Source organism: Nocardioides sp. (genome assembly GCF_036267815.1).
GTDB lineage: Bacteria > Actinomycetota > Actinomycetes > Propionibacteriales > Nocardioidaceae > Nocardioides.
Map to the genome: position 1 here is coordinate 1 of NZ_DATAVI010000025.1, position 15141 is coordinate 15141.

General features: G+C 70.4%; 16 protein-coding genes. 8 read left to right on the forward strand and 8 right to left on the reverse strand.

Features of this window, described 5'->3' with window-relative positions; genetic code table 11:
• Positions 1 to 579: MFS transporter (locus VHW64_RS04040; RefSeq protein ID WP_329649223.1), on the reverse strand; the 579-nt coding region annotated here is incomplete at its 3' end.
• An 89-nt stretch (positions 580 to 668) separates the two neighbouring features.
• Here VHW64_RS04040 and VHW64_RS04045 point away from each other — a divergent pair.
• Entirely contained in the window at positions 669 to 1121 is a 453-nt protein-coding gene (locus VHW64_RS04045) for a MaoC family dehydratase (protein WP_329649224.1), read from the forward strand.
• A gap of 7 nt (positions 1122 to 1128) precedes the next feature.
• On the opposite strand, the gene VHW64_RS04050 is transcribed toward VHW64_RS04045, so the two are convergent.
• Together VHW64_RS04050 and VHW64_RS04055 are read right to left on the reverse strand one after the other, a co-directional pair.
• Positions 1129 to 1950, reverse strand: a complete 822-nt coding sequence (locus tag VHW64_RS04050; protein WP_329649225.1) for an acyl-CoA thioesterase — start codon at positions 1948 to 1950, stop codon at positions 1129 to 1131.
• 38 nt (positions 1951 to 1988) lie between these two features.
• Entirely contained in the window at positions 1989 to 2660 is a 672-nt protein-coding gene (locus VHW64_RS04055; RefSeq protein ID WP_329649226.1) for a GntR family transcriptional regulator, read from the reverse strand.
• 146 nt (positions 2661 to 2806) lie between these two features.
• Here VHW64_RS04055 and VHW64_RS04060 point away from each other — a divergent pair, with 146 nt between their 5' ends.
• The 3 genes from VHW64_RS04060 to VHW64_RS04070 are packed head-to-tail and all read left to right on the forward strand — an operon-like array spanning position 2807 to position 6642.
• Positions 2807 to 4951: an acetate--CoA ligase family protein gene (locus VHW64_RS04060; protein WP_329649227.1), complete on the forward strand. Its 2145-nt coding sequence runs from the start codon at positions 2807 to 2809 to the stop codon at positions 4949 to 4951.
• Positions 4952 to 4963: 12 nt separating this feature from the next.
• A complete protein-coding gene (locus tag VHW64_RS04065; RefSeq protein WP_329649228.1) occupies positions 4964 to 5755 on the forward strand; it encodes an enoyl-CoA hydratase/isomerase family protein in 792 nt (263 codons plus the stop codon).
• Positions 5752 to 6642: an enoyl-CoA hydratase-related protein gene (locus VHW64_RS04070; protein WP_329649229.1), complete on the forward strand. Its 891-nt coding sequence runs from the start codon at positions 5752 to 5754 to the stop codon at positions 6640 to 6642. The genes VHW64_RS04065 and VHW64_RS04070 overlap by 4 nt, the downstream gene beginning before the upstream one ends.
• 6 nt (positions 6643 to 6648) lie before the next feature.
• Here VHW64_RS04070 and VHW64_RS04075 read toward each other — a convergent pair whose 3' ends face one another.
• The 3 genes from VHW64_RS04075 to VHW64_RS04085 are packed head-to-tail and all read right to left on the reverse strand — an operon-like array spanning position 6649 to position 9021.
• Positions 6649 to 7407: a 3-oxoacyl-ACP reductase FabG gene (locus VHW64_RS04075; protein ID WP_329649230.1), complete on the reverse strand. Its 759-nt coding sequence runs from the start codon at positions 7405 to 7407 to the stop codon at positions 6649 to 6651.
• A 43-nt stretch (positions 7408 to 7450) separates the two neighbouring features.
• A complete protein-coding gene (locus VHW64_RS04080; protein ID WP_329649231.1) occupies positions 7451 to 8620 on the reverse strand; it encodes a thiolase in 1170 nt (389 codons plus the stop codon).
• Complete coding sequence (locus tag VHW64_RS04085) at positions 8617 to 9021, reverse strand: Zn-ribbon domain-containing OB-fold protein (protein ID WP_329649232.1); 405 nt, start codon at positions 9019 to 9021, stop codon at positions 8617 to 8619. Before VHW64_RS04085 ends, VHW64_RS04080 begins: the two co-directional genes overlap by 4 nt.
• A 104-nt stretch (positions 9022 to 9125) precedes the next feature.
• Here VHW64_RS04085 and VHW64_RS04090 point away from each other — a divergent pair, with 104 nt between their 5' ends.
• The 4 genes from VHW64_RS04090 to VHW64_RS04105 are packed head-to-tail and all read left to right on the forward strand — an operon-like array spanning position 9126 to position 13277.
• Entirely contained in the window at positions 9126 to 10334 is a 1209-nt protein-coding gene (locus tag VHW64_RS04090) for a CoA transferase (RefSeq protein ID WP_329649233.1), read from the forward strand.
• On the forward strand, positions 10331 to 11455 hold the full coding sequence (locus VHW64_RS04095) for an acyl-CoA dehydrogenase family protein (RefSeq protein ID WP_329649234.1): 1125 nt from the start codon (positions 10331 to 10333) through the stop codon (positions 11453 to 11455). The genes VHW64_RS04090 and VHW64_RS04095 overlap by 4 nt, the downstream gene beginning before the upstream one ends.
• A complete protein-coding gene (locus tag VHW64_RS04100) occupies positions 11452 to 12525 on the forward strand; it encodes an acyl-CoA dehydrogenase (protein WP_329649235.1) in 1074 nt (357 codons plus the stop codon). Before VHW64_RS04095 ends, VHW64_RS04100 begins: the two co-directional genes overlap by 4 nt.
• Positions 12510 to 13277, forward strand: coding sequence for an enoyl-CoA hydratase/isomerase family protein (locus tag VHW64_RS04105; protein ID WP_329649236.1), 768 nt, complete (start codon positions 12510 to 12512; stop codon positions 13275 to 13277). Before VHW64_RS04100 ends, VHW64_RS04105 begins: the two co-directional genes overlap by 16 nt.
• Before the next feature lie 12 nt (positions 13278 to 13289).
• On the opposite strand, the gene VHW64_RS04110 is transcribed toward VHW64_RS04105, so the two are convergent.
• Both VHW64_RS04110 and VHW64_RS04115 read right to left on the reverse strand, forming a co-directional pair.
• Positions 13290 to 14048: a FadR/GntR family transcriptional regulator gene (locus VHW64_RS04110; RefSeq protein ID WP_329649237.1), complete on the reverse strand. Its 759-nt coding sequence runs from the start codon at positions 14046 to 14048 to the stop codon at positions 13290 to 13292.
• On the reverse strand, positions 14038 to 15141 hold a 1104-nt coding region (locus VHW64_RS04115; RefSeq protein ID WP_329649238.1), incomplete at its 5' end, for an AMP-binding protein. The genes VHW64_RS04110 and VHW64_RS04115, both read right to left, overlap by 11 nt.

Below are 15141 nucleotides of genomic sequence, written 5' to 3' on the forward strand. Positions count from 1 at the left end.
GGCCGGCTCGATGCGGACCGCGACGGCCACGGCCAGGACGACGAACAGCACCGCCAGCAGCACGTAGACGGCGACGCGTGGGGCGGGCAGGAACTGGACCATCAGACCCGAGATCGCCGCACCGAGCCCGATCCCGATGGCCGGACCGACGCTGTTGAGGAGAGCACCGAGGCGGCGGCCGTCGCCGCCGGCGAGATCGAGGACTCCCGAGGTCACCGCGCCGAGCCCGGTCCCCGCGGCAAGCCCCTGGAGCAGTCTGCCCACGAAGAGGGCCGGCACGCCGGACGCGGTCATGAACACCACCATGCTGAGCGCCTGGACCAGCAGGGAGGCGACCACGACGGGCCGGCGCCCGATCTGGTCCGAGAGCCCGCCGACCGTCAGCAGCGCGACGACGAGCGGGCCCATGTACACGGCGTAGACCATCGTCAGCGTGCTCGCCGTGAAGCCCCATCGATGTTGGTACACGACGTAGAGCGGCGACGGGGCGACGGACGCAGCCATCAGCAGGGGCAGCGTCATCGCCATCAGCCAGAAGCCTGGACGGTGGTGGACCGAGGCTTGGACCTCAGAGGTCATGGCGTCTCCACCGAGCCGGACCCCTCTCCCCTCGCGCGACCGTTACGATAGTCATATCATCATAATCATCTGTCTGTATAAGGAGCGAGATGCGCACGTTTTCCACAGTCGAGGAGCTGAAGGCCGCTGTCGGTGAGGAGATCGGCGTCAGCGAGTGGCACGCGATCCCCCAGGCCCAGATCGACCTCTTCGCCGAGGCGACCGGGGACGACCAGTGGATCCACGTCGATGCGAAGCGCGCCCGGAGCGGGCCCTACGGAACCACCATCGCGCACGGGTACCTCACGCTCTCCTTGCTCGCGCCCCTGATGAAGACCGTCTACGAGATCGTGGGCGCCAGGATCGGGCTCAACTACGGGCTGAACAAGGTCCGGTTCGCGGCGCCGGTGCCCGTGGACTCGCGAGTGCGCGTCCGCGTCCGGCTGGTGTCGCTGGACGACGTGGCGGGCGGTCTGCAGGCGGTCTGGTCGGCAGTCGTTGAGCTGGAGGGATCGGACAAGCCGGCGTGCATCGCCGAGCCGGTCACCCGACACGTCTTCTGACCCGGCCTCAGCGGCGCAGCACCAGACCCTGCTGGGTGACCGTGAGCACGAGCGTGCCGTCCGGGGCGAGCACCCGGGCCCGCGACTCGACGGTCGAGCCGGCCACCACCACCGCCTCCTGGTGGAACAGGAGCCAGTCGACCTCCGCCGGGGCGGCGTAGAACCGGAGGTCGTGGTCGAAGCTCGCGGCGTACGTCGTGACGCCGTCTCCGAGCTCGCCCATCGTCATCAGCGGTGTCGCCAGCAGATTGACGTCCGAGAGCAAGGCGAGGACGGCGCCCACCTCGGCACCGACGACCGGCGACAGGGGTCGCACCCAGAGCCACTGCTCGGCCGCCAGGTCGCGGTCGCGGATGCGCACCGGCGGCGGCCCGTCGACGTAGCGCACGTCGATCACGCCCATCGTCACGTGGTCGAAGTAGTCGCCGACGACCTCGGGGTCCCGGCCGGCGACGAGGTCGGGCGGGTCCAGCTCGTCCGGTCCGCGGACGCCGGGGGGTAGGACGGTCTCGAAGGCGGCCGGCGGCAACGCGGACAGCGCGACCAGTGCGTCCACCACGACCGAGCCGTGCTGGACGCCGACGACCCGGCGCCAGGCGTAGCGCCGGCTCTCGCGCTGACGCTCGACGGTGTAGGTCACTACCGAGCTCGGCTCGGGCGCCGAGACGAAGAAGGCGTGAAGCGAGACCGGCCAGGGGTGGCCGGGCGTGGACTCGTGGGCGGCGGTCCAGCACTGACCGAGGATCTGGCCGCCGAACATCGAGCCACGGCGCATCGGGACCGGCGTGCCCTCGAAGACGTCGTCGCCGAGGCCGGTCAGATCCACCATCCGGGTCAAGGTCGTCGACGGCTGGGTGCGCTCCGGTCTCACCGCTCGCGTCCGCGACCGAGCCGTTGGACGACCAGCCTCTCGGTCCCGGACCGATGGGCATCCGAGACGCGGATCAGCTCGTCGACGTCCTCGGCCCGGACGGCGGCAACGATGGCCTCGTGCTCGGCCCTCAGGTGACCCGGCGCCTCCGGCTCGTAGAGGTAGAGCGAGCGGTAGAAGCCAGAGATGTACCAGAGCCGGGAGACCTCTTGGCGCACCAGCTCCATCGCGGACGGGTCCAGCAGCAGGAAGTGGAACTCGCGGTTCAGCCGTTGGTACTCCTCGGACGACTCGGCCGGCCGCAGGTGGTCCATCCGCTCCAATATGTCGTCCATCAGGTCGGCGTCCACGGCAGCCAGGTCGATGGACCTGATCAGCTCGGTCTCGAGGAGTCGGCGCATGAGGTAGATGTCGGCGAGGTCGCCGCTGTTGAACCGCGCCACGGTGAACCCGGTGTTGGGCTTGTGAACCAGCAGGCCCTCGGCATGCAGCTGGGCGAGCGCCTCTCGCACCGGGATGCGACTGACCTTCAGCTGCTCGGCGAGGTCGCCCTGATGGACCTTCTGACCCGGCAGCAAGTCGCCCGCCAGGATCATCCGGCGGATCTCGACCAGACATCTCTGGACCCCTGACAGCTCGCGCAGGGCGGTCGGCGTGGACACTGCCATGGCGCTCCCCTCGGCGTGGGCCGTCCGGCGTGGACACGGCGGACAAGAACGTATACATTCTTGCATGTTTTTACGAATCCACTTCTTGGCAGTATGACATGCGCCCGCTGGCCCAGAAGAGCACGACGCAGGGCCGAAGGAGTGGCGTGGGTCTTCAGCTGGACGGTCTCGACGCACTGCTCTCCCCGAAGTCGATTGCCGTGCTGGGCGCCTCGGCCGACCCGAGCAAGATCGGCGGCCGGCCACTGACCTATCTGCGAGCCAACGGGTTCGCCGGTGAGATCTACCCGATCAACCCCCGCCACGCGCAGATCCAGGGCATGACCGCCTACGCCTCCATCCAGGACGTGCCGGACGCGATCGACCTGGCCCTGGTGTCGGTTCCCGGCCCCGCGGTCGTGGACTCCGTGCGCGCCTGCGCGGACCGCGGAGTGAGGGTGGCGACGATCTTCAGCGCCGGCTTCGCCGAGACGTCGCCGGACGGCGCGGGCGCCCAGGAGGAGATCGCCGGGATCTCGCGCGACTCTGGCATGCGCGTCCTGGGCCCGAACTGCCTCGGCAGCGCGAACCGCAGGGCGGGGGTCTCGGCGAGCTTCGCCGCCTCCGAGGGCCGCCCGCGACCCGAGGGCAACCTCGACGGCGTCGCGCTGGTGAGCCAGAGCGGCGCGATCGCGGCGTACTGCGTGCTCGCGGGCCTCGACCGCGGCATCAGCTTCGACCCGTGGATCTCGACGGGCAACGAGTGCGACATCCAGCTCGCCGACTGCCTCGCCCATCTCGCGCTCGACGACGACGTGAGAGTGGTGGCCGCCTACCTGGAGGGCTGTCGGGACGGCGACGGTCTGCGCGAGGCCCTGGCACTCGCCCACGAGCGTGGGAAGCCGGTCATTCTCCTGAAGTCCGGTCGGTCCACTGTCGGCGCCCGGGCAGCCGCCTCCCACACCGCCTCCATGGTGGGCTCCGCGGAGACCTACGAGGCCCTGATGCGCCAGTACAACGTGTGCGTCGCGGACTCCCTGGACGACCTCATGGACCTGTCGTACGGGATCGGCTTCGGTCCGGTGCCGAGCGGCTCGCGCACGGGCCTGGTCACCAGCTCGGGTGGCGTGGGCATCCTGATGGCCGACGTGGCCGAGTCGGTCGCCCTCGACGTCCCACCGCTCCCGGAGACCGCCCAGCTCGCCCTGCGCGAGGTCTGGCCGTCCGCAGGCGTGGAGAACCCGATCGACACCACGGCCCAGCTCGTGAACGACCAGCGCCTCCTCGCGCAGTTCCTGGTCACGGCGCTCGGGCAGGGCGGCTTCGACTCCATGATCGTGTTCCTGAGCTATATCGGCCTGATCCCGAGCTGGTCCCACGCCGCGGTGGACGCCTTGCGCGAGGCCAGGGCGGCGTTCCCCGAGTCCCAGATCTCCCTGGCGATGCTCACCACGCCGGAGGTGCGCGCGTCCATCGAGTCCATGGGCATCCGCGTCTTCGACGACCCCACGACTGCCGTGCGCGTCATGGGCCGGTCGGTGGCCAACCGCCAAGGGTTCCAGAGCCCTGCTGCCCCGCCGCCGACAACGGTCGCGAGCTCGAGCACGATCACGGGCTCGGGGACGCTCTCTGAGGTCGACTCCGCCGCCGTGCTGTCCGCAGCCGGTGTCCCCGTGGCGCCCGGTGTCCACGTCCACTCGGCCGAGGAGGCGGCCCGTGCGGCAGCCGACTTCGGATCGGCGGTCGTGGTGAAGGTCGTGTCACAGGATCTCCCGCACAAGTCGGAGGCCGGAGGGGTCCGGCTCGACGTCACGACTCCCGAGGCCGCCGCCCGCGCGTACGACGAGGTGACCCGGGCGGCGGCTCGGTACGCACCCGACGCGCGGTTGGACGGAGCGCTGGTGAGTCCCATGCTGACCGGTGGCCTGGAGACGATCCTGGGGGTCGTCAGCGATCCGGTCTTCGGGCCGGTCGTGATGTTCGGGCTGGGCGGTGTGTACGTGGAGGTGCTGCGCGACGCCTCCTATCGACTCGCACCCTTCACCGTGACGGAGGCGACGAGCATGATCCAGGAGATCCGCGGCTACGGCCTGCTGAGCGGCGCTCGGGGCAAGCCGGCACGCGACGTGGCCTCGCTCGCGACGGCGTTGAGCCGGCTGTCCGTCTTCGCCGACGAGCACCGACACGACCTGGACAGCATCGACCTCAACCCGTTCCTCGTGATGCCCGAGGGGGCGGGGAGCGTCGCCGTCGACGCGCTGGTCGTGCGACGCTCCATGGACGAGACGTCGCGCCCGTCGGCCGACGACTGACGGGAGACCCAGATGACCAGCACGGGAGCCGAGGCCCCGGTCCTCCGCCAGCTCGCAGACGGCGTGCTGACGGTGACCCTGAACCGTCCGCAGCGACGCAACGCCATGGACCGGGAGGCCTGGGACCTGCTCTCGGAGATCCTGCGGACGGCCAGTACCGACGAAGACGTGCGCTGCGTCGTCCTGCGAGGCGCGGACCACACGTTCTGCGCCGGAGCAGACATCAGCGGGGTGCCGGAGGGCCACCCAGTGACCCGGATCCGACATCTGAGCCGCATCGCCGAGGAGGTCCACCGCCTCCCGAAGCCGACCATCGCCTCGGTGGAGGGGTACGCCATGGGCGCCGGCTGGAACCTCGCCCTGTGCTGCGACCTCGTCGTCGCCTCGGAGACCAGCCAGTTCAGCCAGGTGTTCACCGCAAGGGGGCTCTCGCCCGACTTCGGTGGGAGCTGGCTGCTGCCGCACCTCGCCGGCCTCCAGCAGGCCAAGCGCCTGGCCTTCCTCGCGGAGCGCGTGGGTGCTCAAGAGGCCTACGAGCTGGGACTCGTGACCTGGGTGGTCGGTCCCGACGAGATCGAGGCCTTCGTCGACGAGACCGCACGCCGGATCGCCGGCATGCCTCCGATCGCCCTCGCCCTGACCAAGGAGCTGCTGAACGACGGGGCGACGCAGACCTTCGCCCAGGCGCTGGAGAACGAATGGCGAGCCCAGACAGTCAACTACGCGACCGAGGACGCGCCGCGTGCCATCGCGGCGTTCACCACGAGGGAGACAGTGACGTTCACGGGCCGGTGGAAGACGTGACGAGCGCCGACGTGGTGCTGTCCGTGGCGGACGGCGTGGCCGTGGTCGAGCTCACCCGCCCGGAGCGGCTCAACGCCTTCACCCCGGCGATGGGGCACGAGCTGGTGGCTGTCCTCGACCGCACCGACGAGGACGACGAGATCCGTGTCGTCGTCGTGACCGGCGCCGGTCGGGCGTTCTGCGCCGGTGCCGATCTCAGCGCCGGCCCACCGACGGCTGCCGTCCCGAGGAGCGACGACGAGCTGATCGGCGGGCGCCCGCGGGATGGCGGCGGCGTGGTCGCCCTGCGCATCGCCCGCTCGCTGAAGCCGGTGATCGCGGCCGTGAACGGTCCCGCGGTCGGGGTGGGTGTCACGATGACGCTGCCGATGGACATCCGGATCGCCTCGGAGACCGCTCGCTTCGCGTTCCCATTCGCGCGTCGCGGGATCGTCCCGGAGGCGACGTCCAGCTGGTTCCTTCCCCGCGTCGTCGGTATGTCCCAGGCTCTCGAGTGGAGCCTGACCGGACGGATCTTCGACGCCGCCGAGGCACTGCGAGGTGGACTCGTCTCGCGCGTCGTCGCGCCGGACGACCTGATGCCGGTCGCACGTGAGCTGGCCCGCGAGATCGTCGAGAGCACCTCGGCCGTCTCCGTCGCGGCGACTCGACGCATGCTGTGGTCGATGTTGAGCGAGCCCTCCCCCTGGACGGCCCACCGCATCGAGACCCACGTCATCGCGGAGATGAAGCTGACCGGCGATCCCGCAGAGGGAGCGGCGTCGTTCCTGGAGAAGCGGGCGCCGAGGTTCCCGACCCCCGTCAGCGACGGCCTGCCGGCCAGCGCCCCAGACTGGCCCAAGCGCCCGGCGGAGCCGGACCAGGACCCCGTCGCGTCGGCCGACTGAGGATCCTCAGCGCACCATGGTGCGGCCGCCGTCGACGGAGATCACCTGACCGGTCACGTAGCTGGCGTCCTCGGAGGCGAGGAAGACGTACGTGCCGGCGATCTCGTCGGACTCGGCCCAGCGGTTGAGCGGGATGCCCTCGAGGTACTTGTCCTTGAACCGCTCGTCCGTGCGGATGGTCTCGGTCATCGGCGTCGCCGCCGCGGGTGCGACGGCGTTGACGATGATGTTGTACGCCGCCAGCTCGCGCGAGGCCGAGCGGGTCATCCCGAGCAGGCCGGCCTTGGCCACCGAGTAGTTGATCTGCCCGACCGAGCCGATCAGCCCGGCTCCGGACGTCGTGAAGATGATGTTCCCGGCGCGGGCCTCGCGCATCGGGCCCACCACCGCCTGCAGCCAGTAGAAGCTGCCCTTGAGGTGGACGTCGAGCACGGTGTCCCACTGCTCCTCGGTCATCTTCCAGAGCATGGCCGGACGGGTCACTCCCGCGTTGCTGACGAGGACGCTGATCGGACCCAGCTGCTCGGTGATCTGGGCCGCGGCGGCGTCGACCTGGTCGCGCTTCGAGACGTCGCACGTGACGGCGAGCGCGGTTCCCCCCTCGCTGCGGATGCCGTCGACGACCTCGGCGATGTTGGGCTCGTTCACATCGACGACGGCGACCGCGGCGCCTTCGCGCGCGAACCGCTCGGCGATTCCCCGGCCGATGCCCTGACCCGCGCCGGTCACGACGGCCGTGCGTCCATCGAGTTTGCCTGTGCTCATGGGTAGTCCTCACGTGAGATGAAGATGGGAGTGTGGGTGGGGGTCACAGGGTCGCCTCGGTGCCCAGCAGGGCCGTCACCTGTGAGGAGAGCATTCCGCCGTTGCCGTGCACCAGGGCGACCTCCGGATCCGACACCTGGCGCTCGCCGCACTCTCCACGCAGCTGCCGGACCGCCTCGATGATCAGGAAGATCCCGAACATGCCCGGGTGGCAGTACGACAGGCCGCCGCCGCTGGTGTTGACGGGTAGCCGGCCGCCGGGCGCGATGGCGCCGTCCTCGACGAACGCCCCGCCCTCGCCCTTCTGGCAGAAGCCGAGGTCTTCCAGGAAGAGCAGCGTGTTGATCGAGAACGCGTCGTACAGCTGGAGGACGTCCACGTCGTCCGGCCGGAGACCGGCCAGGTCGAACGCCTGAGGACCGGTCTCGGCCGCCGCGGTCACGGTGAGGTCCGGCATCTGGAAGATGTCCTTGTGCCAGTGGGCCTCGGCGGCCCCGAGCAGGAACACCGGGGGCTTGGGCAGCGACCGCGCGCGCTCCGCCGACGTGACGATGACGGCGCCGCCACCGTCGGTGACCAGACAGCAGTCGCGCACGGTCAGCGGACTCGAGACCATGCGTGCCGACAGGACGTCGTCGACGGTGAGCTCGCCCCGGTCGAAGGCCACCGGGTTGAGCTGCGCCCACTTCCGCGCGGCCGCCGCGACCTCGGCGAGCTGTTCTCTCGTCGTGCCGAACTCATGCATGTGCCGGGCCGCGGCCAGGGCGTAGGAGGTCACCGGCAGCCGCGGACCGAAGGGCGTCTCGTAGGACTTGGTCAGCGGGGCGGCTGAGCTCACGAGGCCGCCGGAGGTCGAGCGCTGCGTGCTGCCGTACGTGATCAGCGCGACGTCACACATGCCCGCGTTGATGGCGGCGGTGGCATGACGCAGGTAGCCGACGAACGTGCTGCCCCCGACCGCGGTGGAGTCGGAGTAGCGCGGACGGATCCCGAGGTACTCGGCGGCCGTCACCGGCGGAAGCTGGAAGAAGGCCGAGTGGCAGAAGAGCCCGTCTACGTCGCTCTTGTCGAGGCCCGCATCGGCCAGGGCCCGGACCGTCGCCTGGCCGATCAGGTCCAAGGACGACAGGTGGGGGCCCACCTCCCCGAGGTCGGACTCGGCGACGCCGACGACGGCAGTCGTCCCCCTCAGGTCGCGCTCCTGGCCGCTCACGAGGGGGTCGCCTCGGTGTCGGGCACCTCGAACACCGGCACCGCCCCGTCGGGTCTCGCGTCGATCCGGGCTCGCACCCGGGTGCCGATCCGCACGTCGTCGGCGGGTAGCCCCACGACGTTGCTCATCAGCCGCGGACCCTCGGCGAGGTCGACGAGCACGACGGCGTACGCCGTCCCACCGCGCGGGGTGATCGTGGACGTGGAGTAGACGGTGCCGTCGCCCGACAGCTCGCTCCAGCCCAGCGAGTCCGAGCCGCAGAACGGGCACAGGACGCGCGGCGAGTAGTGCAGCCTCCCGCACGCCTCGCACTGCGGGAGGGCGAAGATCCCCTGCTCCAGCAGCGCCTGGTACACGGCCTCGGGATGCAGCTCGTCGGTGTGGTCGGTCACAACGAGCACGCCCTGTACACCGCCTCTCGCTGATGTCGCGGCCCAGGGCCTCGTGGACAGATGCATTCACTTTAGTATACATTTTTGGGAGAGGCAACCTCGAGGAGACGAACGTGTTGGCAGCCGCTCACCAGCGTGACCGGAGCCCGGGCCCGCTCGACGGCGTGCGCGTGCTGGACCTCACCCGCGTGATCATGGGTCCCTTGGCCACGCAGATCCTGGCCGACCAGGGCGCCGACGTGATCATGATCGAGGCGACCGGGGGCGACACGAACCGGGTGATGGGCCCAGGCCCGCATCCCGAGCTCTCCGGCATCGCGCTCAACCTGCTGCGCAACAAGCGATCGGCCGTCCTCGACCTCAAGACCGAGGCCGGGCTGGCCGCGGCCCACCGTCTGGTGGCCACCTGCGACGTGGTGGTCGCGACCATGAGGCCGCACGTGCTGGTGCGGCTTGGTCTGGACTACGAGACCCTGGTCGGCCTCAGGCCGGACCTCGTCTACTGCCAGGCCCAGGGGTTCCCGATGGACGGGCCGCGCGCCGACGAGCCGGCGTACGACGACATCATCCAGGCGGCCAGCGGCATCTCGGACATGATGGAGCGGGTCTGGGGTCAGCCGGCGCTGCTGCCGACGATCTTCACCGACAAGGTGTGCGGCCTCGCCATCGCCCAGGCCGTCACCGCGGCCCTCTTCCATCGGCAGCGGACCGGCGAGGGGCAGCACATCGAGGTGGCGATGCAGGAGACGACGGCGGCGTTCATGCTGGCCGAGCACGGCAGCGGCGCGATCAGCGAGCCTCCGGTCTCCTTCGACGATGCCCCGGCCGCCGGCTATCCGCGCGTCCTCTCGGCGGAGCGACGCCCCCACCCCACACGGGACGGACAGATCCACCTCTTTCCCTATCTGCCCAAGCACTATGCGGCGATCTTCGGCGAAGCCGGGATCCCCGATGCCGCGGACGATCCGAGATACGTCGACCAGCGGGCCGCCCTGCGCAACTCCGACTCGCTCTACCGCGACATCCGCGCGATCGCACCGCTACATACCACCGACGAGTGGCTTGCCTACTGCGGGGAGTCGGGCATCCCGGCCACGCGCGTGGCTACGCTGCAGGACCTCGTCGACGACCTTCCCGTGATGCAGCATCCGGAGATCGGCGGCTATCGCGTGATCCCGCAGCTCGCACGCTTCTCGCAGACTCCCGGCTCGGTGCGGCGCCCCGCCCCCCTGATCGGGGAGCACACCGACGAGGTGCTCCACGAGCTGGACCAGCTGGAGCGGGCGTACCGCACGACTCGAGCGGAGGGGCAGCCCGGATGAGCCTCGAGCCAACCGTTCTGACAGGGGCCGAGACGGCGCTTCAGCACGAGGTCCGGGCCTACCTCGACGAGCGGATCCCGCCCGGGACCTACCCCCTCAGCCTGGGGATGACCGGCGTCAGCGACCCCGCCTTCTCCCGCGACCTCGGGGCGAAGGGCTGGGTCGGGATGGCGCTCGCTCCCGAGTACGGCGGTGGCGGGCGCAGCGCGGTCGAGCGGCTCTTGGTGGTCGAGGAGCTGCTGGCGCGCGGCGCCCCCGTCGGCTACCACTGGGTGGCCGACCGCCAGTCCGGGCCGACGATCCAGCGCTACGGCACAGAGGATCAGAAGCGTCGCTACCTCCCGGGCATCGCTCGGGGAGAGCTGTCGTTCTCCATCGGGATGAGCGAGCCGGACTCGGGGTCCGACCTGGCCTCCCTCCGCGCCCGCGCTAGGCCGGACGGCGATGGGTGGCGCCTGGACGGCACGAAGATCTGGACCTCCGGTGCGGCCGAGGCAACGCATGTCCTGGGCCTGTTCCGCACCTCGGAGGATCGGCACGCCGGGCTCACCCAGTTCGTGCTGGACTGCACGACGCCGGGCATCACGATCTCGCCGATCCCCTTCATCGACGGATCGCAGCACTTCTGCGAGGTGGTCTTCGACGACGTACGGGTCGGTGACGATGCCCGGCTCGGCGAGGTAGGAGCCGGGTGGACGCAGAACACCGGCGAGCTCGTGCTCGAGCGGGGTGGGGTGGATCGCTGGATGTCGCTGATGCCGGTCATCCGCGAGTGGGCGCCACGCGTCTTGGCCGACGACGGGGCAGCGCTGTCCGACCTCGGCCGGATCACGGCTCGCATGTGGGCACTGCGAGGTCTCTCCCTGGCCATCGCGCGGCTCGTCGACGACGGCGGCTCGCCGGTCACCGAGGCGGCCATGGCCAAGGAGATGGCCACGCGGTTCGAGAAGGAGAGCGTCGAGCTGGTGGCCCGACACCTGGGCCGGGCTCCGGAGCTGGCGGCGAGCGACCCGGTCGAGTCTCTCCTGGCGCGAGCCGTCCTCGTGTCGCCGTCCTGGACGATCCGCGGCGGGACCACCGAGGTCCTGCGCGGCATCATCTCGAAGGGACTCGCCTCGTGAGCGCGCCCCTGGCCGATGCCTCGCTCGTGGAGAGCATCGACGCGTTCTTCGCGCGTCGGGTGTCACCCGAGCTGGCCGCCGAGGTCGAGCGCACCGGCGCTCTGCCCGCCGAGGTGTGGAACGAGCTCGAGGGCCTCGGCTTCACTCTCGTCGGCATCTCGGAGGAGTCAGGCGGCTCGGGCGGGTCACTGCTCGACGCCATGTCCATCGTGATCGCCGCCGGCGCACACGCGGCGCCTCTGCCGCTGGCCGAGTCGTACGCCGCGGCCTGGCTGCTGGAGCAGGCGGGGCTCGAGATCCCGTCCGGCCCGCTCACCTTCGTGCCCGGCACGACCGCGGACACCTTGGACTGCCAGGCGGACAGGGCGCGCGGCACTGTGCACCGGGTCCCCTGGGGTCGCGGCGTCAGCGCGGTGGTCGCCGTGGCCGAGCATCCCGAAGGTTGGCGGGTCACCGTCCTCGATCCTGCGCAGGCGACGCTGACGCCGGGAGCCGACCTCGCGGGCACCCCCTCCGACTCCCTGACGTTCGAGGCGGACGGCGTGATCGGGTCCGGACTCGTCTTCCTCGCGGAGGACCCGCGCTGGAGACTCGGCCTGGCCCGGACGGCACAGATGGCCGGAGCCCTGAGCGGAATCCTCGGGCTCACCGTTCGCTACACCGGCGAGCGTGAGCAGTTCGGCCGTCCCATTCGCGCGTTCCAGGCGGTCCAGGAGCACATCGTCACAATCGCGGAGGCCGCCGAGATCACCACGATGAGCGTCTGGCGCGCGGCGCTGGCCAGTCAGGAACGGCCCTCGTCGTTCGAGATCGCCGCCGCCAAGCTGGTCGCGACGGAGAGCGCCCTGCACTCGGTGCGGGCCGCCCATCAGGCTCACGGCGCCATCGGCATGACGCGCGAGTACCCCCTCCACCTCTATACCCGAAGGTTGCACGCCTGGCGCCAGGAGCTGGGGACCGAGCTGGCCCTGGCCGGCGCACTGGGACGCGCGGTCCGCGAGAGCGGCTCGATCACCACGCCGGTGGCCGACGGCGACCACGGCGTGGAGGTGCCATGGCCGACGACCTGAGCCTGACGCTCGAGGAGCACGTGGCGGTGGTCGAGATCCACCGAGGACCCGCCAACTACTTCGACCACGACCTCCTCGCCCAGATCGCCGACCTCGGCGAGGAGCTGCAGGGCGGACGCGAGTGCCGCGCCATCGTGCTGTGCTCGGAGGGAAAGCACTTCTGTGCCGGGGCCGACTTCGGGCAGGGGGCTCTGGCCGGCGACCGCGACCGGGCCTCGCGCGCGCTCTACGAGCAGGGCCAGCGCCTCTTCGAGCTGGCTCTGCCCCTCGTCGCGGCCGTCCAGGGGTCGGCCGTGGGCGGCGGCCTCGGACTGGCCTGCGCAGCAGACTTCCGGGTGGCCTCGGGGCAGACGCGGTTCCATGCGAACTTCTCGGCCCTCGGCTTCCACCACGGCTTCGGGCTGACCGCCACCCTGCCTCGTATCGTCGGACCCCAGCGAGCCCACGATCTGTTGCTGACGGCCTCCCGCATCGACGGGAAGCGCGCCCACGCGATCGGCCTGGTCGATCGTCTCGTGGAGCCGGGACGGGAGCGCGCAGGTGCCGTCGACCTGGCGCGCGACATCGCCTCGCGTGCACCGCTCGCGGTCCGCGCGATCAAGGCGTCCCTGCGTCGAGAGCTCGCCGGCGAGGTGGCCGCCGCGCTCGCGCACGAGCTCGACGAGCAGCAACGGCTCTGGCGGACCAAGGACTCTCAGATCGGCATCGCGGCGAGCCTGGCGAGGACGCAGCCGACGTTCACCGGCGAGTGACGCGCGTCGCGCTCAGATCGTGACGTCGAGGGCGGAGTTCGCCGTCGCCAGCACGATCTTCGCGCTGTCCGACAGGTGTGCCCGCCACAGCCGGCCGGCAGCCGGCAGGTCGCCCTGCTCCATCAGCTCCACCAGCTTGACGTGTGTGCGCTGCGCCTTGCGCGACGACACCTGCTCCTCGTTGCCACCGGCGTTGGCGACGTGCCGCTCGGTCGCAGCCTCCAAGATGATGTCGATCATGTTGCGCAGGAGCGAGACCGTGAGGTTGCCGGCCATGTCGACCAGTGCCCGGTGAAACTCGTGATGGATCTCCAGCGCCGTCAGCAGGTCGTGCTCAAGGTCCTGGCCACGCAGGTTGATCTCGCGGAGCCGCTCGAGCCCGGCCTTGGAGGGCTTGGGACCGAGCAGGTCGATGGCCGCGCCCTCGAGCACCTCGCGTGCGTCGAACACGTCCTTGAGCCGGGCGCCCTGGGACTGCAGCACGTGGGCTGCATAGCGAGCCGCGACGTCGGGACGGGGCTTGTGCACGCGGGCGCCGCCGTGGGCGCCACGGCGGACGGTGATCAGGCCCTCGGACTCCAGGATGCGATAGGCCTCGCGCAGCGTCGGCCTCGACACCGAGAACTGCTGCATCAGGTTGGACTCCGGGGGCAGCGGGTCCTCCTCCGACAGATCGTCGCTGACGATGCGCTGCCGGAGGTGGGCGGCGATCAGCTCGGCGGCCTTGGGGATCCGCAGCTGGACCGGACCCACGGGGTTCCTACTCGCCATGCGACGACCTCTCTGAGACCCGGTCACGATCGGCGGGGAGTCCCTCGCCGACCAGGCTCTGAACACGCTCGCGAAGCTGCGCGCGGATGATCTTCATGCTGGAGTTCTTGGGGAGCTCGGCGACGATCTCGTAGTGGCGCGGCACCTTGAAGTTAGCCATGTGTCCCCGTGCCCATTCGAAGCACTCCTCCGTCGTGAGAGCAACTCCGCGAACCGGGACGATGAACGCGCAGGGCACCTCCCCGAGTCGAGCGTCCGACACGCCCACCACGGCCACTTCCGCGACCCCGGGGTGCAGGAGGAGCAGTCGCTCGACCTCCGCAGGATACACGTTGAAGCCCCCGACCAAGATGACGTCCTTCTTCCTGCCTGTGATGTGCAGGAAGCCGTGCTCGTCGAGGGATCCCAGGTCGCCGGTGCGGAGCCTTCCGTCCCGCGTGAGGACCTCCTCGGTGGCATCCGGGTCGTCCCAGTAGCCGCGCATCACGACGTAGCCGGACACCAAGATGTTCCCCACGTCACCGGCCGGGACCGGGCGGTCGTCGTCGTCGACGACCACCACCTCGACGCCGGGCGCAGGCCGGCCCACCGAGTCGGCGACGAGCTCCGGATCGTCCCCTGCCCGTGAGTAGGTGCAGATCGCGCTGGCCTCGGTCAGGCCGTAGCCGGTCAGCACCTCGATCCCGAGCCGATCGCGCATCTGGCGCACCAGGTCCGGCGACACGTTCGTGGCCGACGGCACCGCGAGTCGCAGGGAGGACAGGTCCTGACGATCGGCCTGCGCCAGCAGCTCGTTGAAGATCGTCGGTGGGCCGATCATCATCGTCACCCGGTCACGAGCCACCCGATCCGTCATCGCCCGCGGCTCGAAGCGGCGCTCCGGCAGGACCAGCCCGCCGTGGAGGAGGGCGGCGAACCACCCGGACTTGTAGCCCAGGGCATGGAAGAACGGAGGAATCAGCAGGAACCGGTCCTGGGGGCGGAAGGCGAAGCCGACGCCCAGCTCGCCATAGGCGCGCAACGACTGTCCGTGGGTGAACATCACGCCCTTGGGATAGCCGGTCGTCCCCGAGGTGAACAGGATGTCCGAGAC